The organism is Streptomyces sp. NPDC053542, from assembly GCF_044544685.1.
Taxonomy (GTDB): Bacteria; Actinomycetota; Actinomycetes; order Streptomycetales; family Streptomycetaceae; genus Streptomyces.
The window spans coordinates 121,640-141,915 of sequence record NZ_JBITXL010000007.1 but is presented as its reverse complement, the minus strand read 5'-3'; the positions used below and the strand labels follow the sequence as shown (position 1 = coordinate 141,915).

At 73.2% G+C, this 20,276-nt stretch carries 16 protein-coding genes; 10 read left to right on the top strand and 6 right to left on the bottom strand.

Going from position 1 to position 20,276, the window contains the following annotated elements:
- Window positions 1-44 precede the first annotated feature (44 nt).
- The gene (gene xylA, locus ACIGXO_RS21120) at window positions 45-1,208 is read left to right on the top strand and encodes a xylose isomerase (protein WP_399788848.1); all 1,164 of its coding nucleotides are present in this window, start codon (window positions 45-47) and stop codon (window positions 1,206-1,208) included.
- A gap of 11 nt (window positions 1,209-1,219) precedes the next feature.
- Here xylA and ACIGXO_RS21115 read toward each other — a convergent pair whose 3' ends face one another.
- Window positions 1,220-2,461 (bottom strand): ROK family protein, encoded by a 1,242-nt coding sequence (locus ACIGXO_RS21115; protein ID WP_399788845.1) that lies wholly within the window; start codon window positions 2,459-2,461, stop codon window positions 1,220-1,222.
- An 80-nt stretch (window positions 2,462-2,541) separates the two neighbouring features.
- Between ACIGXO_RS21115 and ACIGXO_RS21110 the strand changes: the two genes are divergently transcribed.
- The 3 genes from ACIGXO_RS21110 (at window position 2,542) to ACIGXO_RS21100 (ending at window position 5,282) form a co-directional block, all read left to right on the top strand.
- Complete coding sequence (locus ACIGXO_RS21110) at window positions 2,542-3,045, top strand: metallophosphoesterase family protein (RefSeq protein WP_399788842.1); 504 nt, start codon at window positions 2,542-2,544, stop codon at window positions 3,043-3,045.
- A gap of 83 nt (window positions 3,046-3,128) precedes the next feature.
- Window positions 3,129-3,323, top strand: coding sequence for a DUF2795 domain-containing protein (locus ACIGXO_RS21105; protein WP_399788839.1), 195 nt, complete (start codon window positions 3,129-3,131; stop codon window positions 3,321-3,323).
- A 198-nt stretch (window positions 3,324-3,521) separates the two neighbouring features.
- Window positions 3,522-5,282, top strand: coding sequence for a coagulation factor 5/8 type domain-containing protein (locus tag ACIGXO_RS21100; protein WP_399788836.1), 1,761 nt, complete (start codon window positions 3,522-3,524; stop codon window positions 5,280-5,282).
- A gap of 25 nt (window positions 5,283-5,307) precedes the next feature.
- Here the strand turns inward: ACIGXO_RS21100 and ACIGXO_RS21095 are convergent, their stop codons facing one another.
- Complete coding sequence (locus ACIGXO_RS21095) at window positions 5,308-5,535, bottom strand: DUF6480 family protein (RefSeq protein ID WP_031059244.1); 228 nt, start codon at window positions 5,533-5,535, stop codon at window positions 5,308-5,310.
- Window positions 5,536-5,615: 80 nt separating this feature from the next.
- Window positions 5,616-5,843 (bottom strand): DUF5133 domain-containing protein, encoded by a 228-nt coding sequence (locus ACIGXO_RS21090; protein WP_399788833.1) that lies wholly within the window; start codon window positions 5,841-5,843, stop codon window positions 5,616-5,618.
- Window positions 5,844-6,017: 174 nt separating this feature from the next.
- Here ACIGXO_RS21090 and ACIGXO_RS21085 point away from each other — a divergent pair, with 174 nt between their 5' ends.
- Window positions 6,018-7,697, top strand: coding sequence for a tannase/feruloyl esterase family alpha/beta hydrolase (locus tag ACIGXO_RS21085; RefSeq protein ID WP_399788830.1), 1,680 nt, complete (start codon window positions 6,018-6,020; stop codon window positions 7,695-7,697).
- 10 nt (window positions 7,698-7,707) lie between these two features.
- Here the strand turns inward: ACIGXO_RS21085 and ACIGXO_RS21080 are convergent, their stop codons facing one another.
- Both ACIGXO_RS21080 and ACIGXO_RS21075 read right to left on the bottom strand, forming a co-directional pair.
- A complete protein-coding gene (locus tag ACIGXO_RS21080; RefSeq protein ID WP_399788827.1) occupies window positions 7,708-9,186 on the bottom strand; it encodes an FGGY-family carbohydrate kinase in 1,479 nt (492 codons plus the stop codon).
- Window positions 9,187-9,231: 45 nt separating this feature from the next.
- Window positions 9,232-10,770, bottom strand: a complete 1,539-nt coding sequence (locus ACIGXO_RS21075) for an MFS transporter (protein WP_399788824.1) — start codon at window positions 10,768-10,770, stop codon at window positions 9,232-9,234.
- A gap of 355 nt (window positions 10,771-11,125) precedes the next feature.
- On the opposite strand from ACIGXO_RS21075, the gene ACIGXO_RS21070 reads away from it, so the two are divergent.
- The gene (locus tag ACIGXO_RS21070; RefSeq protein WP_399789669.1) at window positions 11,126-11,887 is read left to right on the top strand and encodes a GntR family transcriptional regulator; all 762 of its coding nucleotides are present in this window, start codon (window positions 11,126-11,128) and stop codon (window positions 11,885-11,887) included.
- A gap of 79 nt (window positions 11,888-11,966) precedes the next feature.
- On the top strand, window positions 11,967-13,151 hold the full coding sequence (locus ACIGXO_RS21065) for an adenosine deaminase (protein ID WP_399788821.1): 1,185 nt from the start codon (window positions 11,967-11,969) through the stop codon (window positions 13,149-13,151).
- A gap of 132 nt (window positions 13,152-13,283) precedes the next feature.
- Here ACIGXO_RS21065 and ACIGXO_RS21060 read toward each other — a convergent pair whose 3' ends face one another.
- Window positions 13,284-14,156: a D-alanyl-D-alanine carboxypeptidase family protein gene (locus ACIGXO_RS21060; RefSeq protein ID WP_399788818.1), complete on the bottom strand. Its 873-nt coding sequence runs from the start codon at window positions 14,154-14,156 to the stop codon at window positions 13,284-13,286.
- Between the two features lie 264 nt (window positions 14,157-14,420).
- Here ACIGXO_RS21060 and ACIGXO_RS21055 point away from each other — a divergent pair, with 264 nt between their 5' ends.
- From ACIGXO_RS21055 to ACIGXO_RS21045, 3 genes are all read left to right on the top strand, one after another.
- Window positions 14,421-14,624: a hypothetical protein gene (locus tag ACIGXO_RS21055; protein WP_399788815.1), complete on the top strand. Its 204-nt coding sequence runs from the start codon at window positions 14,421-14,423 to the stop codon at window positions 14,622-14,624.
- Window positions 14,625-14,711: 87 nt separating this feature from the next.
- Entirely contained in the window at window positions 14,712-15,068 is a 357-nt protein-coding gene (locus tag ACIGXO_RS21050) for a hypothetical protein (RefSeq protein WP_399788812.1), read from the top strand.
- Complete coding sequence (locus ACIGXO_RS21045) at window positions 15,065-20,113, top strand: caspase domain-containing protein (RefSeq protein WP_399788810.1); 5,049 nt, start codon at window positions 15,065-15,067, stop codon at window positions 20,111-20,113. The genes ACIGXO_RS21050 and ACIGXO_RS21045 overlap by 4 nt, the downstream gene beginning before the upstream one ends.
- Window positions 20,114-20,276: the final 163 nt, after the last annotated feature.

The window sequence follows — 20,276 nt, the reverse complement described above, 5'->3', positions numbered from 1 at the left end:
TAATAGGTCGGCAGCCTAATAGGCGACGCAAGAGAGGTGCCCCCATGAGCTACACCCCCACCCCCGAGGACCGGTTCACCTTCGGCCTGTGGACCGTCGGCTGGACCGGCGTCGACCCGTTCGGCGTGGCCACCCGGCCCGCGCTGGACCCGGTGGAGTCGGTCGAGCGGCTGGCGGAGCTCGGCGCGTACGGCGTCACCTTCCACGACGACGACCTGATCCCCTTCGGGACCGCGGACGCCGAGCGCGACGCGATCATCAAGCGGTTCCGCGCCGCGCTGGACGCCACCGGCATGAAGGTCCCGATGGCGACCACCAACCTCTTCACGCAGCCGGTCTTCAAGGACGGCGGCTTCACCGCCAACGACCGCGACGTACGCCGCTACGCACTGCGCAAGACCATGCGCAACATCGACCTCGCGGCCGAGCTGGGCGCCGAGACGTACGTGGCGTGGGGCGGCCGGGAGGGCGCGGAGTCCGGCGGCGCCAAGGACGTCCGGCACGCGCTGGACCGTATGAAGGAAGCCTTCGACCTGCTCGCCGAGTACGTCACCGAGCAGGGCTACGGGCTGCGCTTCGCCATCGAGCCGAAGCCCAACGAGCCGCGCGGCGACATCCTGCTGCCCACCGTCGGCCACGCGCTGGCCTTCATCGAGCGGCTGGAGAAGCCCGAGCTGTTCGGCGTGAACCCGGAGGTCGGCCACGAGCAGATGGCCGGGCTGAACTTCCCGCACGGCATCGCGCAGGCCCTCTGGGCGGGCAAGCTCTTCCACCTCGACCTGAACGGCCAGAGCGGCATCAAGTACGACCAGGACCTGCGCTTCGGCGCGGGGGACCTGCGCCAGGCGTTCTGGCTGGTGGACCTGCTGGAGACGGCCGGGTACGCGGGCCCCCGCCACTTCGACTTCAAGCCCGTGCGCACCGACGGCTACGACGGCGTGTGGGAGTCCGCGAAGAACTGCATGCGCAACTACCTGATCCTGCGCGAGCGGGCCGCCGCCTTCCGCGCCGACCCCGAGGTCCAGCAGGCGCTGCGCGACTCCCGCCTGGACGAGCTCGCGCGGCCCACCGCCGCCGACGGCCTCGCCGCGCTGCGGGCCGACCGCACCGCGTACGAGGAGTTCGACGTGGCCGCGGCCGCCGGCCGCTCGATGGCCTTCGAACGCCTCGACCAGCTCGCGATGGAGCACCTGCTCGCGGTGCGCTGACGAGGCACTCGTCAGCCCGGCTGGGCCTCCGTGTACGCCAGAGGGTCGGCCAGTACCTCCCGTACGACCTGGGCGGCGGCGCCCCGCGCGGCGTCGCCCGAGGAGGACGAGGCGCGCAGCCGCCCGCCGTCCGCGCTCCACAGGCCCGACACCACCCGCCGGGCCAGCTCCGCGTGGGCGGCGGGCGCCAGCCACGGCATGAGCAGCCGGTAGCTGCCGCCGAGCACCACGGCGTCCGGGTCGAAGAGGTTCACCGCGCCGGAGAGCACCAGCCCCAGCTGCCGCCCGGCCTGCTCGATGGCCGCCAGCGCGCGCGGCTCGCCCTGCCGGGCCCGCCGCTCCAGCTCCGTCACGGCCGGCGCCCCGCCCTGCCCCGGCTCCAGCCCGGCGTTGCGCAGCAGGGCCGCCTGGCCCGCGTACTGCTCCAGGCAGCCGCGCGCCCCGCAGCGGCACTCGGGCCCTTCGGGGTCCACCACCACATGCCCGATCTCGCCCGCGAAGCCGTGCGCGCCGCGCAGCAGTTCGCCGTCCAGGACGAGCGCGCCGCCGACGCCGGTCTCGCCCGTCAGGTACAGGAAGCTGCGCACCCGGTCCAGGCCGCCGAACCACAGCTCGGCGAGGGCCGCGCTGTTCGCCTCGTTGTCCGAGCCGACCGGCAGCGGGCGGTCGGCGGGCCGCAGCCGGGCCAGCGCCCGGCCGAACATCTCCTCCACCGCCACGCCGTGCCAGCCGAGGTTCGGGGCCTGCCGCACGGTGCCGCCGGAGAGCAGGCCGGGCACCGCGAGCCGCACCCCGGCCGGGCGCAGCTCCTGCTCGGCGGCCGACTCCAGCGTGCGCGCGGCGATCCGGGCCGCCCGGTCCAGTACCTCCTCGGGGGACGCGCCCCGGTTGTCGAGGTGGGTGGTCAGCCGTACCCGGTCGGTGCCCGCGAGGTCCACGACGCACACCGAGACGTAGTCGATGTTGATCTCGACGCCGAGCCCCGCCGGGCCGGTGCCCGCCACCTTCAGCACGGTGCCGGGGCGGCCCGCCTGGCCGCTGAACGTCTTGCCCGACTCGACCAGGAACCCGCCCGCCAGCAGCTGTTCCACCAGCGAGGACACCGCCGCACGGGTGAGCCCCACCCGCGCGGCCACCGCGGCGCGGGTGACCTCGCCCTCGTCGTGCACCACCCGCAGCACCAGGCTGAGGTTGTGCCGCCGCACGGTCGACCTGTCCGCCTTGGCAGCCGGCGGCACCTGAGTGTTCTTCATCGCCCGGTGAGCCTATGCGACCGTGCCGCGGAGCGGACCGGGTGTACCGTGACGAGCCCGCCGCACAGGGAGGCCGCCCCATGCACCTGCTGCTGACCTCCGACACCCATCTGCCCAAGCGCGCCAAGGTCCTGCCGGACCAGCTCCTCGCGGAGATCGAGCGCGCCGACGCCGTGCTGCACGCGGGCGACTGGGTGGACACGGCCACGCTGGACCTGCTGGAGGCGCGGGCCCGCCGGGTGATCGGCGTGTTCGGCAACAACGACGGGCCGGAGCTGCGGGCCCGGCTGCCGGAAGTGGCGCGCGCCGAGCTGGGCGGGCTGCGCTTCGGTGTCGTGCACGAGACGGGCGCCGCGGAGGGCCGCGAGCGCCGGTGCGCCGACCGCTACCCCGACCTCGACGTGCTGGTCTTCGGCCACAGCCACATCCCCTGGGACACCGTCGCGCCGGGCGGCCTGCGGCTGCTCAACCCCGGCTCCCCGACGGACCGCCGCCGCCAGCCGTACTGCACGTACATGACGCTGACCGCGGCGGACGGCCGGCTGAGCGACGTGCGGCTGCACCGGCTTCCCCCGCGGAGCTGATCGGCGGACGGATCTGTGCTCCATCGGGGCGGTACGGGGCCGCCGCGCGCGGTGCGGCCGGGCCGCCGGGGTACCTCGGGCACATGGAGAACAACGTGAACCCCATCGAAATGCAGAAGTGCCTCGGCGGCGTCAGCTATCCGGCCTCCAAGGACGAGATCATGCGCCAGGCCGAGCAGCACGGCGCGAGCAAGGACATCATGGGCGCCCTGAAGAAGCTGCCCGAGTCCGACTACGACTCGCCCGCCGCCGTGAACAGGGAGGTGGGCAAGGAGTAACCCCGGGCACGGAACACGCGAGGAGCCGGTCGCGCGCAGCGGCCGGCTCCTTCGCGTGCCGCGCCTTCAACAGCGGGCAATCACCACAGAGTTGGTCCGGACCTCTTGACGGTGTGTCCTCATGTACTGAACATTCGTCGGGCAAGAGAGCGCTCCCAGGAAACCCCACCGTTCAGTTCCTGAAGCAGGAGAGTCGCCATGCCCGCACGCCGCTCCGTCCTGGCCGCCATGGCCGCCGCGCTCCCCGCGGCCGGCCTCCCGGCCCTCACCACCACCGCCTCCGCCGCCCCGGCCGCGCCCGCTGCCCGCCCGCTCGCCGGCGGCGGCGACCTCGGCCCGAACGTCCTCGTCTTCGATCCGTCCACGCCCGACATCCAGGGCAAGCTGGACGAGATCTTCCGGAAGCAGGAGCGCGCGCAGTTCGGCACCGGCCGGTACGCCCTGCTCTTCAAGCCGGGCACGTACCACGGCCTGAACGCACAGCTCGGCTTCTACACCTCCATCGCCGGCCTCGGCCTCTCCCCCGACGACACCTCCATCAACGGCGATGTGACCGTGGACGCGGGCTGGTTCGACGGCAACGCGACGCAGAACTTCTGGCGCTCGGCGGAGAACCTCGCCCTCACCCCGGTCAGCGGCACCAACCGGTGGGCGGTCGCGCAGGCCGCGCCGTTCCGCCGGATGCACATCCGCGGCGGACTGAACCTCGCGCCCGACGGCTACGGCTGGGCCAGCGGCGGCTACATCGCGGACAGCCGCATCGACGGCACCGTGGGACCGTACTCGCAGCAGCAGTGGTACACCCGCGACAGCTCGGTGGGCGGCTGGACCAACGCGGTCTGGAACATGGTCTTCTCCGGCGTCGAGGGCGCCCCCGCGCAGAGCTTCCCGAACCCGCCGTACACCACCCTGGACACCACCCCGGTCTCCCGCGAGAAGCCCTTCCTCTACCTGGACGGCGACGCGTACCGGGTCTTCCTCCCCGAGAAGCGCACGAACGCGCGCGGCACCACCTGGGGCAGCGGCACGCCGCGCGGCACGTCCCTGCCGCTGAGCCAGTTCTACGTGGTCAAGCCCGGGACCAGCGCGGCGACCATGAACCAGGCACTGGACCAGGGCCTCCACCTGCTGCTCACGCCCGGCATCCACCACCTGGACAGAGCGGTCGAGGTCAAGCGGGCGAACACGGTCGTCCTCGGCCTGGGGTACGCGACCCTCGTCCCGGACGGCGGCGTGACGGCCCTGAAGGTCGCCGACGTCGACGGCGTACGGCTGGCCGGCTTCCTCATCGACGCCGGCCCGGTCAACTCCGCCACCCTGCTGGAGATCGGCCCCGAGGGCGCCTCGGCCGACCACGCCGCCAACCCGACGACCGTCCAGGACGTCTTCCTCCGGATCGGCGGCGCGGGCCCCGGCAAGGCCACCACCAGCATGGTGATCAACAGCAACCACACGATCGTGGACCACACCTGGGTCTGGCGCGCCGACCACGGCGACGGCGTCGGCTGGGAGACCAACCGCGCCGACTACGGCGTCCGCGTCAACGGCGCCGACGTCCTCGCCACCGGCCTCTTCGTCGAACACTTCAACAAGTACGACGTGGAGTGGCGGGGCGAGCGCGGCCGCACGATCTTCTTCCAGAACGAGAAGGCGTACGACGCGCCGAACCAGGCGGCCGTGCAGGACGGCAGCACCAAGGGCTACGCCGCCTACAAGGTCGTCGGCTCGGTCACCACGCACGAGGGCTGGGGCCTGGGCAGCTACTGCTACTACAACGTGGACCCCACCATCCGGCAGGACCACGCCTTCGCGGCCCCGCGCACGCCCGGCGTCAAGTTCCACGACCTGCTCGTCGTCTCGCTGAGCGGCCACGGCCAGTTCGAGCACGTCATCAATGACACGGGGGCCGGCACGTCGGGCACCGACACGGTGCCGTCGACGGTGGTCGCCTACCCCTGACCTCCCTGAGCGGTCGCGCGCGGGCTCACACCAGGAACGCGAAGGCCAGGAAGAAGACCACGCAGAGCAGCACCACGATGCCGATGGCGATCAGCGGGCCCTTGGACCAGCCCTTCGGGGGGTTGTACGTCTCCTGCGGGCCGGCCCAGGGCGTGCTGCCCTCGGCGGGCGGCGTCTCGCCCGGCGGCACACCGCCGCCGGGCTCCAGGCCCGGGGTCCGCCGCGGGTCCGGGTCCGGATTCTGCTCGGTCATACGCCTCTCCTGTCCACGGCGCGGGGCACGCAACATCTACCACGGCCGTACCGCGCCCGCGGGGCGCCGCCCCGCCGGGGTCACGCGGTGAGCAGGGAGTCGTCCTCCATACGGGCGCCGGGCAGCCGGTGCCGCGCGGCGACCAGCGCGCTGTCCACGTCGGCCGTGCCGGTGCTGATGCACAGCAGGTACGCGAGGTCGTCCATCCGCTGGCGCACCTCGTCGCTGCCGTGTTCCGCATTCAGCACCGCCAGCGCCTCGTACTGGTCGATGAGATTGCGCAGCATCGCGGAGTGGGCCATCAGCATGGCGGACTCCTTCCCTCCCGCTGGGGGAGCACAGTCGCGGTCGTACCGTTCGTCACCCCCTGGCTACCCGGCACATGCCTCCTCATGCCCGGATGGTGCTCCTTCACATTGCCGCTGCCGCCCCACGCGCGCAGGATCCGGTGCGGCGGTCGGTGTCGGAACCCGGAGGTGCACATGGAACACCCCTTGTCCCGGACGGCTTCGTGGCGGGCCCGGCGGGCGGCTTCGTGGACGGCTTTCGGGGCGGTGGCCGGGGCGCTGCTGCTGCTCGGCGCGGCCGCCCCGGCGCCCGCGGCACACGGCGCCGCGCCTCCGGTGGACTGCGCCGCTCTCCGGGGCACGGCGGTGCCCGCCGCCGCGATCGGGCTGCCGACCGGCGGCGGCGAGGTGACGGCGGCTCAGCAGGTACCCGGTACCGGTGCCCTCGGCGCGTACTGCCGCGTCGAGCTCGCCGTGCACCCGGTGGACCCGGCCGCGCCGGACATCTCCGTACGGATCGCCCTGCCGGACGACTGGAACCGCAAAGCGGTGATGTTCGGCGGCGGGGGCTACGACGGTGCCGTGCCCGACGTCGCGGGCAATGTGCCGTTCGGCCCGGCGGACGCGGGAGCGAGGCCGCTGGCGCGCGGGTACGCCACCTTCGCGAGCGACTCGGGGCACCGCTCCCCGGCGCCCGATCCCTCGCTCGACGGCTCCTTCGCCCGCAACGACGAGGCGCTGCGCAACTTCGCGGGCGACGCGCTGAAGAAGACGCGCGACGCGGCGCTGTACGTCATCGGCGAGCGGTACGGCGAAGGGCCGCCCGCGCGGAGCTACTTCGCGGGCGGGTCGACCGGCGGCCGGGAGGCGCTGGCCGTCGCGCAGCGCTGGCCGCGCGACTTCGACGGCGTGATCTCCGCCTATCCGGCGTGGAACGCGGCGAGCCTGGACCTGTTCTTCGGGTACGAGGCCCAAGTGCTCGCGCGTCCGGGCGCGTTCCTGAACCAGGCGGAGCAACGCCTGCTGTACGACCGGGTGCTGGCGGCCTGCGACGGCGGCGACGGGCTCCGGGACGGCGTGATCTCGCACGAGGCGGGCTGCCGGTTCGACCCGCGCGTCCTGCGCTGCCGCGGCGGCGCCGACCGCGGTGACACCTGCCTCTCCGACCGCCAGATCCGTGCCGTCCGCGCCCTCTCCGCGCGGTTCACCTGGCCGTACCGCATCGCGAGCGGCGAGACGGGCTACCCGGGCTTCCCCTTCCTCTCCGGTGCCGACATGACGACCCCGCGGCTGGGCATGGGGACGGCGGCACCGGCCGACCCGATGCCGGTGAACAGCGGGTACGGCGTGCGCTTCTGGGACCAGTGGGTGAAGCACTTCGTGACGCGGGACCCGGAGCACGCCGCGCTGGCGGTCGACCCGCGCCGGCCGGGCCCCTGGCGGGACCGCATCAGCGAGCTCTCCGCCCTTCAGGACGTCAACGACCCGGACCTGCGGCCGTTCGCCGCCGCCGGGGGCCGGCTGCTGCTTCTGCACGGTACGGCGGACGAGCTGGTCAGCCACCGGTCGACGGTGGAGTACGCGGAGCGGGTGCGGGAGGTCATGGGGAAGCGCGCGTACGACGCGTTCGCGCGCTTCTACCTCGTACCGGGCGCGAACCACGCCAACGTCGACGCCGCGTTCGCCGCGGGCTGGGACTCGCTCGGCGCCCTCGACGCCTGGGTGGAGCAGGGCACCGCGCCCGCGCACCCGGTGGTCACCGACAACGGCCCGGCGGGCCACGGCCGGACGCGTCCGCTGTGCGCCTACCCGGCGTGGCCGCGGTACACGGGCGGCGCCCCCGACCGGGCCGAGGGCTTCCGGTGCGTCCGCTGAGCGCGGCCGGTCAGCGGGTCTGGTGCGCCGCGAGGGCGTGCACGATGTCCGCCGAGGCCGGGTAGAGGTCGCGGTACAGGCGGTACAGCTCCTCGTACCGGGCCGCGGCCCCGGCCTGCGGTACGACGGTTTCCCGTACCGGGTTCCAGTCGTCGACGGAGGCGTCGCCGAGGAGCTGGGCGGCGAGCAGCGCGCCGCCGTAACTGGCGCCGATGGAGGTGGCGCGCACCTCCTGCGGCCGGCCGGTGACGTCGGAGACGATCTGCGTCCACAGCCGGCCCTGGGTGCCGCCGCCGACCGCGACGACCCGCCGGATGTCACCGCCGACGGCCTCGATGGCCTCGATGTTGTGCCGGACGCCGTACGCGGTGGCCTCCAGCGCGGCACGGTAGAGGTCGCCGCGGGTGTGGGAGAGGGTGAGGCCGGCGATGACGCCGCGGGCCTGCGGGTCCATGACGGGGGTCCGCTCGCCCGCGAAGTACGGCAGCATCAGCAGGCCGTTGGCGCCGGTACCGGACGTCTCGGCCTCCCGCAGCAGGTCCGCGTAGTCGGGTGCGCCGGTCAGCTCGCGCAGCCAGGCGGTGACGGCGCCCGAAGTGGCCATGCCGCCGGCGAGGTTGCGGGTGCCGGGCAGGGCGCCGACCGTGCTCCACAGCGCGGGCGCGGTCAGCAGGTCGGGCACGGTGTGGACGAGGAACATCGTCGTGCCGTACATGAGCATCAGGTCGCCTACGGTGTGCGCGCCGACGCTGAGGGCCTCGGCCCAGGCGTCGACCGTGCCGGTGACGACGGGGATGCCGGCGGGCAGTCCGGTCAGCCGGGCGGCCTGGGCGGTGACGGTGCCGGCGGCCTCGCCGGACCAGCGCAGCGACGGCAGTTCGAGGTCCGGGCAGATCAGCCCGGCCCACGGGGCGTACCAGGAGCGGGCGACCGTGTCGTACAGCGGCGTGGTCTGGCTCGCGGAGTGGTGGTCCAGGACGTAGGCACCGGTGAGCCTGCGGACCAGCCAGGAGCTGGGCATGTAGAGGCGGCGGGCGCGGGCGAAGAGCTCCGGTTCCTCGTCCGCGACCCAGGCGATCTTCGCGCCGGCCGCCTGGCTGCTGAGGCCGGAGCCGCAGCGGGCCCGGATCTCCTCGGCGCCGAGGCGCTGTTCGAGCCGGGTGATCTGCTCGGTGGCGCGGGTGTCGACGCCGTAGAGGATCGCGGGGCGCAGCGGTACGTCGTCGGCGTCGGTGAGCAGGACGCACGGGCCCATGCCGCTGACGCCGACGGCGCGCACGTCCGCCGCGCCGTCCGCGGTCAGTTCGCGGACAAGCGAGACGAACTCCGTCCACCAGACGTCGGCGGCCATCTCTACGTGTCCGGGTGCCGGCCGGCCGACGGTGTGTTCACGGACCGCCGAGCGCAGCAGTGTGCCGTCCAGGGCGACCAGGACGCCCTTGCTGCTGGAGGTGCCGATGTCGACACCGATGACTGCGTGGAGTGCCATGGGCACACATTCGCAGACCGCCCGGCGGGACCGCGTCCGGGGACTTCAGAGGTGCACGGCGGGTGCGGGCTCCGTGCTGCCGTTCCCCTCCCCCGCCGGTACCGGCCTGATGGCCAGGGCGGTCGCCATGGCGAGGGCCAGCAGGGCGAGCGCGGCGACGAAGGCACCGGTGTAGGCGGCGGCCCCGGTGGCGCCGTCGGTGCCGGCCGAGGTGATCAGCCCGGAGGCCAGGGCGGTGCCGAGGGAGGCGCCGACGCCGAAGCAGGCACCGGTCAGACCGGTCAGGCCGCCCTGCTGGTCCTTGGGCGCGGAGACGACGGCGAGTCCGTTGAGCGCGGTGATGCTGATGCCGTTGTACGTCAGGCCCAGCACGGCGAGCGCGGCGAAGAGCGCCCAGGGCTCGCTCCGGAACGCCACGGCGACGGCGAAGGCGAGCAGCGAGCCGGCCGAGCCGACCAGGGCGGTGCGGCGCCAGCCGACGCGCGGCCCGAAGTACCCCGCGAGCGGGGCGCCGATCACACCGATCGCCGAGGCGGGCGTCGCGTACAGCAGCGCGGAGCGGGTGGCGGAGAGGCCGTAACCGGCGTGCGGGTCCTGGGTGAAGAGCGGGATCGTCAGCGCGAGCGCGCCGAAGGCACCGGCGAGGGTGAGGGTCACGGTCAGCAGCAGCGGCCAGGCGCGGCGCGAGGCGAGCAGCCGGATGTCGATGACGGGGGTGGTGCGGGGGCGCGCGGTGCTGCCGGTGGCGCCCGTACGGGAGTCCGCGCCGGTACCGGTGGTCGAGCCGCCGCCCGCCGGGTCACTGCCCGCCGAGCGGGACCGCTGGACGAGGACGAACGCCACCAGCGCGGCCAGTCCGCCCACTACGCAGCCGAGCGTGGCCGGCGAGGTCCAGCCCCAGCCGGCGCCCTGCGCCAGGCCGATGAGGACGCCGGACAGGCCGAGGGCGAGGAGCCCCGCGCCCAGCCAGTCCATGCTGCCCGCGGCCTTCGGCGGCACGGCCGGTACGTACCGGGCCACCGCCAGGGTGCCCACCACCGACAGCACCAGGCCGCCGACGAAGATGGCGCGGAAGCCGACCGTGTCGGCGAGCCGGCCGCCGAGGATGGCGTCCACCCCCGCGAAGCCGCCGTTGACGGCGCTGATGATGCCGGCGGCGCGGCCGAAGGCGGCGGGCGGGAGCAGGTCGTTGAGGGTCAGGAAGGCGAGCGAGAACATCGCGGCCGAGACGCCCTGGAGGATCCGCCCGGCGAGGTAGACGGAGATGTCGGGCGCCAGGGCGCACGCGAGGTTGCCGAGGATGAGCAGCGCGCCGCACAGCAGCATCACCGGCTTGCGGCCGCGGTAGTCGCTGAGCCGCGCCATGGTGACCTGGCCGACGGCCGCGAGCAGGAAGAACAGCGTCTGGGACAGGCCGACCAGGCTGCTGGTGGTGTCCAGCCGGCGGGCGATGTCGGGCAGCGCCGGGCTGAGCATCGTCGCGTTGATCTGGTAGCCGAGTACGGCCAGCACCAGTGAGGGCAGCAGGAAGCGCGGGGTGGCGCGCGACGATGGGCGCGTGCGCTCGCGGAAGCTGAGAGACATGACGGCTCCTGGGGCTGGGGGCGGGGATGGCGTGCGGGCGCCGGGACACGGGCGCGGCCGGATCACGGCGCGCTGCGGGGTGGGCGCCCGTCACGGGAGGGACCGGCGTGGTCGACGCTCGTTCTGCGTCACTTGTCAGTCACTTGTCAGACAGGAACGCGTCGTGCGCTCTGGTCTATCGCGCGGTTCCAGGGGTGTCAAGAGATCAAGGTCGATTGCTTCGCGCCGCGCAGGACGATTGCTTCGCCTGCGTAAGGGCGTCATCCCGCGGTGCGAAACTGGGGTCCGCGCGGCCACGCGGGCGCGCGGACCGCCACCCATGACGGTGACAATGTCGGACCACGGCCCCAGGGAGATGAACATGGCCGGCAGACAACCCACGCCGCCACGACGGCGGCCGGTCGTCGCGCTCTACGAGCGGATGATCGAGGCCATACGGGACGGCACCTACCCCCCGGGCTCCACGCTGCCGACCGAACCGCGGCTCGCCGCCGAGCTCGGAGTGAGCCGCCCGGCCCTGCGCGAGGCGCTGATCCTGCTGCAGGAGGACGGCGCGATCACCGTACGGCGCGGGGTGGGCCGCACGGTCAGCCCGCACCTCCCGCCGCGCGGCTTCGAGTACCTCAAACCGGTGGAACAGCTGCTCAGCGACGGCGGGCACGCGGTGACCACGGCCCTGGCCCGCGCCTACGAGGAGCCGACCGACTTCTCCACCCAGCACCTGCTGCTGCCGGGCACCAGCCGGGTGCGCTTCTGGGAGAGCCTGATCGAGGTCGGCGGCCTGCCGGCCTGCCTCACCCAGGAGTGGGCGGCCCGGGACGAGACCCTGGCCGAGCTGCTGCCGGAGGCGGCGGAGGCGTTCGACGGGCCCGCCGCGCGGAACTCCTCCATGCTGCGGCTGCTGCTGGAGGCCGGGCGCGCGCTGCCGCTGACGGGCAGCAGCACGATCGTGGCCACCACGCTCGGCCGCCAGCGCGGCGAGCAGCTCGGCCGCCCCGCCGACTCCCCCGCCGTCCTGGTGATCCAGGTCGTACGGCTGGACCGCACCCCGCTGCTCGCGGCCAAGCACATGCTGCCGCCGGGCGCACCGGCCCTCCCGGTGTGGCAGGCCCGCTGAGGCGCCGAGGCGCCCTGGGGGCGGCCGTCCATGAGACGCGGTCGCCCCCACTCCGGAAGCCATGTCATACTCCGACCCCATGACGTTGTCTGACAAGTACACCCAGCACACCGACGCGCTTCCGCACGTCCCCACGCACCCCCTCGACGAGGACCTGGTCCGCCGGGCGCCGAAGATCCTGCTGCACGACCACCTCGACGGCGGCCTGCGCCCGCAGACCGTCGTGGAGCTGGCCGCGGAGGCCGGTTACGACGCGCTGCCCACCACCGACCCCGCCGCACTGGGCGAGTGGTTCCGGGACGCCGCGGACTCCGGCTCGCTGGAGCGCTACCTGGAGACGTTCGCGCACACCTGCGCCGTGATGCAGACCGCGCCCGCGCTCTTCCGCATCGCCGCGGAGTGCGCCGAGGACCTGGCCGCCGACGGCGTGGTCTACGCCGAGGTCCGCTTCGCCCCCGAGCAGCACCTCAATGCCGGGCTCACCCTGGACGAGGTCGTCGACGCGGTCACCGCGGGCTTCCGTGAGGGCGAGCGCCGGGCCGCGGCCGCCGGCCACCGCATCCGCGTCGGCACGCTGCTCTGCGCCATGCGGCACGCCGACCGCGCGCTGGAGATCGCCGAGCTGGCCGTCGCCCACCGCGACCGCGGCGTGGCCGGCTTCGACATCGCGGGCGGCGAGATCGGCAACCCGGCGAGCCGTCACGCCGCGGCGTTCGACCACCTCCGCAGCGAGGGCATGCGGGTGACCGTGCACGCCGGTGAAGCCGTCGGCATGGAGTCCATCCGGGAGGCCGTCCTGCGCTGCGGCGCCCACCGCATCGGCCACGGCGTCCGCATCACCGACGACATCGAGATCGCCGCCGACGGCTCGGTCCGCCTCGGCCGTCTCGCCTCCTACGTTCGCGACATGCGCATCGCCCTGGAGGTCTGCCCGACCTCCAACCTGCAGACCGGCGCCGCGACGAGCTACCCGGGGCACCCCATCGACCTGCTCCGCCGGCTCGGCTTCCGCGTCTGCCTCAACACGGACAACCGGCTGGTCAGCGGCACCACGATGACGCAGGAATTCCAGCACCTGGCCACCGCGTTCGGCTACGGCCCGGCCGAGCTGGAGGAGTTCACGGTCAACGCGGCCAAGGCGGCCTTCCTGCCCTTCGACGAGCGCGCGGCGCTCATCAACGAGGTCATCCGCCCCGGCTACGCCCGGCTGCGCTCCCGCGCCCTCGGCCACGTCCCGGTCCGCACCGGCGCGGCCGCGGCCTGACGCGAGGTCCCGTACAGCGACGGCCTCGTACAGCGGCCCCCGCACAAGCGCCGGGCCGGCGCCGGGGACTCCCCGACGCCGGCCCGACCGGGCCGCACGCTGACTGCGCCCGTACCGCACTTGCCGTGCGTGCTACTTCTTGAACCCGTAATCCATCAGCTTCTTCGCGTCCGCGGTGCGGTTGGCCACCGAGGAAGAGGCGAGGACGGTGCCGATGACCGTCTTGCCGCTGCGGGTGGCGGCGAAGACCAGGCAGTACTTGGCCTCCGGGCCGGAGCCGGTCTTGACGCCGATGGTGCCCGAGTAACTGCCGAGCAGGTTGTTGGTGTTCGACCAGTTCATGTAGCGGTAGCCACCGCTCTTGGTCGTGACCTTCTGCTTGGTGGACTTGGTCTTCACGACGGTGCGGAACGTCGAGTACTTCATCGCACTGCTGGCGATCTTGGTCAGATCGCGCGGCGTGGAGTAGTTCGCGCCCTTGCCGATGCCGTCGAACGAGTCGAAGTGGGTGTTCTTCAGCCCGAGGCTCTGCGCCGTCGAGTTCATCTTGCCGATGAAGGACTTCACGCGCGCGGCCCGCGTGGAGCCGGAGCCGAACTTGTCGGCCAGCGCGTACGCGGCGTCGCAGCCCGACGGCAGCATCATCCCGTACAGCAGCTGACGGACCGTGACCTTGTCACCGACGATCAGCCGGGCCGAGGAGGCCCAGTTGTTGTCGACGATGTAGTCGCTGTACGCCTTCTGGATCGTGACCTTGGAATCCAGGTTGAGGTTCGGCTGCGCGAGCACCACCCGGGCGGTCATGATCTTCGTAGTGGACCCGGTGGCGAGCCGGGAGTCCGCTGCCTTGGTGAACAGGCTCTTGCCCGTGCCGTTGTTCATCACGAAACCGCCCTTGGCGGTGATCGTGGGCGTCTTGAGCGTGGCGGCCTGCGCCGGAGCGGCGAACGCTCCGGCGCTCAGGACGGCTCCCGCGGTCACGAGGACCGCGGACACGCGACGCATGCCGTTGATGCCGTTTTTCAAATCGAGTACTCCATACCTGCCGTGCGGTCACATGAGAGTGCCGCTCACTCAAGAGACGCACGAGCCGCAGGGATGGATGCACGCACCAGGAGGCCATCACCCTTCGCACACGCGTCGGGAACCGGCCGTGGCTGATTGCGAGCGCCGGGCCGACCAGGCAGGCTGTGCGCCATGTCCTACGTGCGGCTTGAAGCCTGGATCGGGGGTGCATGGCTGGAGGTGAACTGCGTGAGCGTCACCGTCATGGACTCTGCACTGACCCTGTCCTTCGAACACCAGCGGAGCGAGTCCGGTTACCAGAGCCTCATCTGGGAGCCGCTGGAACGGTTCCTGAAGGAGTACCGCGACGAACCGCTCGTCGTCGTGCCGCAGGGCCACGACCTGCCGGTGATGTACGGCCCCGGCGCGGCCGGCCCCTTCCGGCTGGCGAAAATCGAGGAGCACTGAGCAGCCGATCTCTTTTCGCTGAACCGGCGTTAAAGTAGGTTCCCTTGACGGCTGGTGTCCGTCGGGCACGGGTTTTCGGGGGGACATATGGACATCGTGGTGACCATCGAGGGCGGCCGGGCGGACGAGCTCGGAAGTCTCGAGCGCGCGGTGAAGAACAAGCTGCGGGCGCGGGGCGTCCGGACGGTGCGCACCGTCAGCGAGCCGGAGCAGGGCGCGCTCGGCGCCGTCGAGGTACTCCAGTTCCTGGGGGAGAACGTGCTGCTCCCCGTCTTCCTCCAGGCCATGTACGAGTACGTGTCGCAGCGCCTCGGGCAGCCGAAGCGCGCGGACCTCAAGGTCCACGCCACCCGGACCGACCTCCCCGACGGTACGCGCCGTACCGAGATCGTCTTTGAGGGGAAGGCGAAGGACGTAGCTGCGGCTCTCAAGGAACTGCAGTGAGCGTCCCGCCGAACCCGGACGTGGAGCGGGTCGATCCGTCCCGCTCCACCGTCCTGCTGATCGGCGGTACCGAGTATCCGGGCACCCAGCTGGCGCCCGTGCCCGCCGCCGCGGCCAACCTGGACAAGCTCGCGGAGGCGTTCGAGGACCCTGAGCTGTGGGGCGTCGAAACGCTGTACCAGCACCTGAATCTGACGCGCCGCCGGATGCTGTCGACGATCGGCAAGATCTACCGGACGTCCGACCCGGACGGCCTGTTCGTCCTCTACTTCGTGGGGCACGCGCAGCAGGACGACAGGTCCGGCATGCTCTACCTCGCGCCGCACGACGCCGGAAACCCGCTCTCCCCGCAGGACTCCATGGTGTCGGTCGCCGACATCTTCCGGGCGGTGGCCGAGCAGGAAGAGCTGCACGCCAGACGCAAGCTGCTCATCCTCGACTGCTGTTTCTCCGGCGGTGCCATCAAGGCCATGCCGGCGGAGGCGTCGACGATCGCCGACGAGAACGGCTGGCACGTCATCACCGCGTGCGCGGAGGAGGAGTTCGCCCGCGCCGACTCCGACCGCGAGACCACCTTCTTCACCGGGGCGCTGCTCGAATCGTTCGAGGGCGTCCAGGAGACCCGGCCCAGCCTCTCCGTGCAGTGGGTCTTCGAGGCCGTGAGCGACATCATCAGCCGTACGCCGGGCGTGGACGGCACCGCGCTCCTTCCGCAGCACGCCCCGGCTGCCTGGGCGAACCGCCCCTGGCTGTGCAACCGGAAACACGTCAGACCGGCCCCCACTCCGTACGCCTTTCCCCCGGTCTCCTCCCCCCGGCCGGCCGGCGGCCCACAGGCACTCCCGTACGGCTTCTCCGCCTGGCCGGTCCTCGATTCCCTCTTCACCGGGCGCGACGCGGAGCTGGCGGCGGCGCTCGGCCGTTTCCGGCAGCGCACGGTCCTCCCGGTCTACGGGCCGCGCTACGCCGGCAAGTCCGCGTTCGTCCGGCAGCTGCTGGCCACCCCCGGGGTGAAGGAGGCCGAGCCGGCGGAGCAGCCCTGGCTGCTGCTGGAGCTGACGATCATCAACGCCAGCGCCGAGTCCCCGGTCATGGAGGCGCTGGCCTCCGCGCTGGAGGTCGGCCTCCAGGACGTCGCCCAGCACGCCGAGGCCGACGGCGACTCCCGCCGTGACCTGGTCATCGAGCGGCTCCGTGAGCACGCGCGGGGACGCACCCTGCTGCTCGTCGTCGACTGCGGGCGCCTCGGGTACGACTCCCACCGCATCAGCGCCGAGCTCGACGAACTGCTCGCGCATCCGTACTTCCGGGACACGGCCAACATCGTCATCTCCCGCGTGGAGCTCGACGAACCGGTGCACAGCGAGGAACAGCTCGACCACCAGATCCCCGTCCTGCTGGCGGAGCTGGGGCAGGAGGAGGCGGCCGACCTGCTCACCGCCCTCATGGCCCACGAGCGCGTGACGGTCGACGGCACGGACGTCCTGCGCTGCGTCCAGGACCGCCGGCTGCGCCTCCCCGGCGTGCTGAACCAGAGCGCGAAGGGGTACCTCCGCCGCGCGGACCGCGGTACGGGCGCGCCCGATCCGGCGGCCGTGGCCGCGGCCCTGGTCGAGGGCACCACCCCCAGCATGATCAGGACCCTGCGGGAGCTCGGCTGCTGCCTCGCCGCGGAGCCCGGCGCGCCCGCCGGTCCGGAGCCGTTCGCGGTCCTCGCGGTCTGGGCCCTCGCCGACCAACTGCCGCTCTCCGCGCAGGTACTGGAGGACCCGGCCGTCGGCTTTCCGCGCGACACCCTGGACCGGCTGGTGGACGCGCGCGTCCTCTCCCGGACCGACACGGGAGCGCTCCTGCTGGGGCAGGCCAGCGAACAGGCGCTGCGCAATGTGCTGTCCGCGGTGCTGAGCCGCGCCGAGGAGAACCCGCCCGGCCGGCCGCTCGTCAAACCCGCGCTCCTCCAGACCGTCGTCCCCGAGGAGCTGGACCTCCCCGAGCTGGACCGGCGCCTGGCCGCGGCCGCGCTCCCGCTGTTCACGGCCGGTGCGCCGAAGGACGACGAGGCGGACGCGGTGTACCGGATCCGGCTGCGCTCGGCGCTCGGCTGGATCGAGGACGAGGGCGACCGGCGGCTGCCGGCGCTGCACGAGGCCATCCGCCCGCTCGTCCTGGCGCCCTCCGGCGACGCCAGCTACCGCCCGACGTCGGACGAGCCGCTGGCGCCCCCGGCCGAAGCGGACGAGCCGGTCGTGACCGGGCCCGAGCCGCTTCCGGCGGAGCGGCCGACGGAAGCCGAGGAGGGCGTCACGTCGCTGGCGGCGCTCTACCGCCTGTACCACGCCGTGGCGTCGCTGACCCTCGCCGCCCGTGCCGAGGGCCCGGCCGAGCGGACGCGCGTACGGTTCATCACCGCCGCCGAGGAGGTCTCCGCGGCCCTCGCCGGCTGCGACGCCGAGCAGGTACCGCACACCCTGCTGCGCTCGGCGGACGCGTCGCTGGCGTTCACCGGCAACCGGCTCCGCCTGCGGGCACGGCTCCTCGACGTCCGGCTGGCCGCGGTCGACGTACTGCTGCTCGGGGCGCACCGGCGCGGCCCCGGACAGGCCGGGCGCATCACCCTGGCGGTGTCCTGGCTGCTCAACACGGCCGACGCGCTGATCGACGCGGACCGGCTGGAGGAGGCGGAGGCGCTCGTCGACCAGGTCGGCGGCCTGGTGACGGACCTGCTCCCGCAGGACGACGCGCCCCGCAGCGTCTCCGCGCGGCTCCAGCTCAGCAGCCGTATCGCCCGGGTGCGCGGCCGCCTCCTGAGCGACACCGGGGAGAGCCGCCGGGTGCTGCTGGACGGCGCGCGCAGCGTCGCCGCCGGTCTGCGGCTCGCGCACGCGGAGGGCGAGCCGCTGTCGCTGTGGACCTCGCGGCTGTTCGACGCGACGCTGCTGGTCATCCAGCAGAGCCGGACCGACGAGGAGCTGGCCGAGGCCCGGTCGCTGGTCATGGACGCCCTGGAGGAGTGCTGGGGCGACCGGTCGTCGTGGCCGCCGGGCGTCTGCGTCCCCGCGGCGCGCTTCCTGCGGAAGCTCTACGTCCGCTGCGTCGATGCCGCGCTGCGGCAGAACGGCGCCAAGGAGGCCGTGGACCTGCTGGAACGGCTGCCGGAGGCGCGGCGCGCGGAGTCCGACGGCACGCCGCCCGCGGACGGCAAGGAGGCCGCGAAGGTCCTCAGCGCCCTGGCCCAGGCGTACGGCTTCCACTCCTACACGCTCCGGGAGAACGACCGGATCGGCGTGGCGCGCTCCCGGCTGGAGCGGGCGGCGGAGTGCGCCCACGCCGCGGTGGAGCTCGCCCCGAGCACGTTCTCGTACTCGGTCTGGCTCCGGCAGGTGCTCGACATCCGGCGGATGACTCCGCGCACCGGCGCGGCCGGCGACGCCGCGGCGAAGCGCCGGCGGGCCTGTGTGAAGGAGGTACGCGGCTGGCTGGCCCAGCAGGACAGCCACTCGCACGCCCATGCCGTGCTCGACCTCACCTGCCTCGACTCCGACTGGGCGGAGGAGGGCAGTCTGCGGGGCGCCGCCCAGAAGCGGGTGCCCGGCGAGGACTTCCTCCAGCTCAAGGCCCGTCGGCAGCGGGTGCCCATCGACGCCCTCCACCGCGAGCGCCGGCAGAAGCTGAAGGCGCACCACCACCGGTACGGCCCCTCGATCGAACTGTGCGCGCTGGAGTCCCGGCTGGAGCGCGAGTACCGCCGCTGGACGGGCGTCCTGGACTTCAAGCAGGCCAAGCAGGACTGGAAGGACGGCCTCGGTCCGCGCCCCGTGACCAAGACCCCGCAGGTCGACAACGAGCCGCTGTTCGCGATCTACCGCGACGCCGCGGCCCGCTGGCCCGGCGACGCCCGGCTGATCGCCGCCGAGGCCGCCCTGCACCGTTACGTGTGGAACTACGACCGGGCGGTCGAACTGTACGAGTACCTCGCCCGGACCGCGCCGAACGGCGAGATCCGGCGGGGCGCGCACCTGTCCGCCGCCGAGGCGCTCCTCGCCGACCTGGAGTACGCGCCCGTCGCCCACCGGCGCGACGGGCAGGACCGGCTGCTCGCCGCGCAGGACCACCTCGACGCCGTGTTCAGCCCCAACGTCCGCGGCGGGCTGGCCATGGTGCTGCGGGAGCGGGTCGCGATCCGGCTGGGCCGGCCGGTGCGCTGGGAGCCCGTCGACGAAGCCTTCGAGGCCGTCGTCGGCGGCGACTACGCGGGTACGGTCGGACGCTTCCTGGACCGCCGCCGGTACGGCCGGTACCGCGACTCCGACCGGCTCGGCGCCCGGGTCCGCATCACCGTCAAGGACGGCGCGGGATCGTCGGAACAGCACCGGCTCAGCGAGCTGTTCGGCGGCCACGGCGAGCTCATCGAGCGCACCGGCCCGGCCGGTGACCGGCAGGGTGCGGCGGTGCCCCACCAGAACAGCGGGCAGGAGGGCCGGTCGGCGTCCGGTGCGGCGGCGTCGGGTGCGGCCGCTTCCGGTGCGGCCGCGGCGCTCGTCGGCGGTGAGGACCTGGGGCAGTTCGCCTCCGAGCTGCTCGGTGAGCTGCTGCTGACGGAGTTCACCAGCGTGAAGCTGCTGAGCGGGCTCGGGAAGCTCTATCTCCACCGCGCCGACGACCTGATCGCCGGTCATCAGGAGACGCACGGCAGCGAGCCGGAAGCGGGCTCCGCCACCGCGCGCGAGGCGGCGGGCCATGCCCGGCGGGCCTACGACTGCTTCGACGCCTGCCGCGTGCTGCAGGAAGCGCACGGCAACGAATCCATCGTGACGAAGTTCGAGCGCGGGCGGGCCATCACGCTGGCCGCGAAGTATCTGCACGACCCGAATCCGATCTCGCGGCCGCTCCCCCACGAGCGGGACGCCCAGCTCCGCCAGGCGTTCTGGCTGCTGAACGCGGCCCGGGAGCACAGCGTCGGCGGCTTCAACAAGGTGTGTTCCTGGGCGGCGTCGGAGAACAACGAGGTACAGAAGCGCCTCGGCCTGCGAAAGCCCCAGGGCTGAAGCAGGTAGCCGAAGCAGCTACGGGTGCCCGGCCGGGAGCAGCTCGGCGGCGGTGGTCCGGAGGAATCCGAGGGCCCCTGCTGGTTCGCGGCAGAATCCGCGGGCCGTCCGCTCCCCGGCTCCGCCCCCGCGGCGGAATCGAGGGAGGCCGCCCGGGAACTGG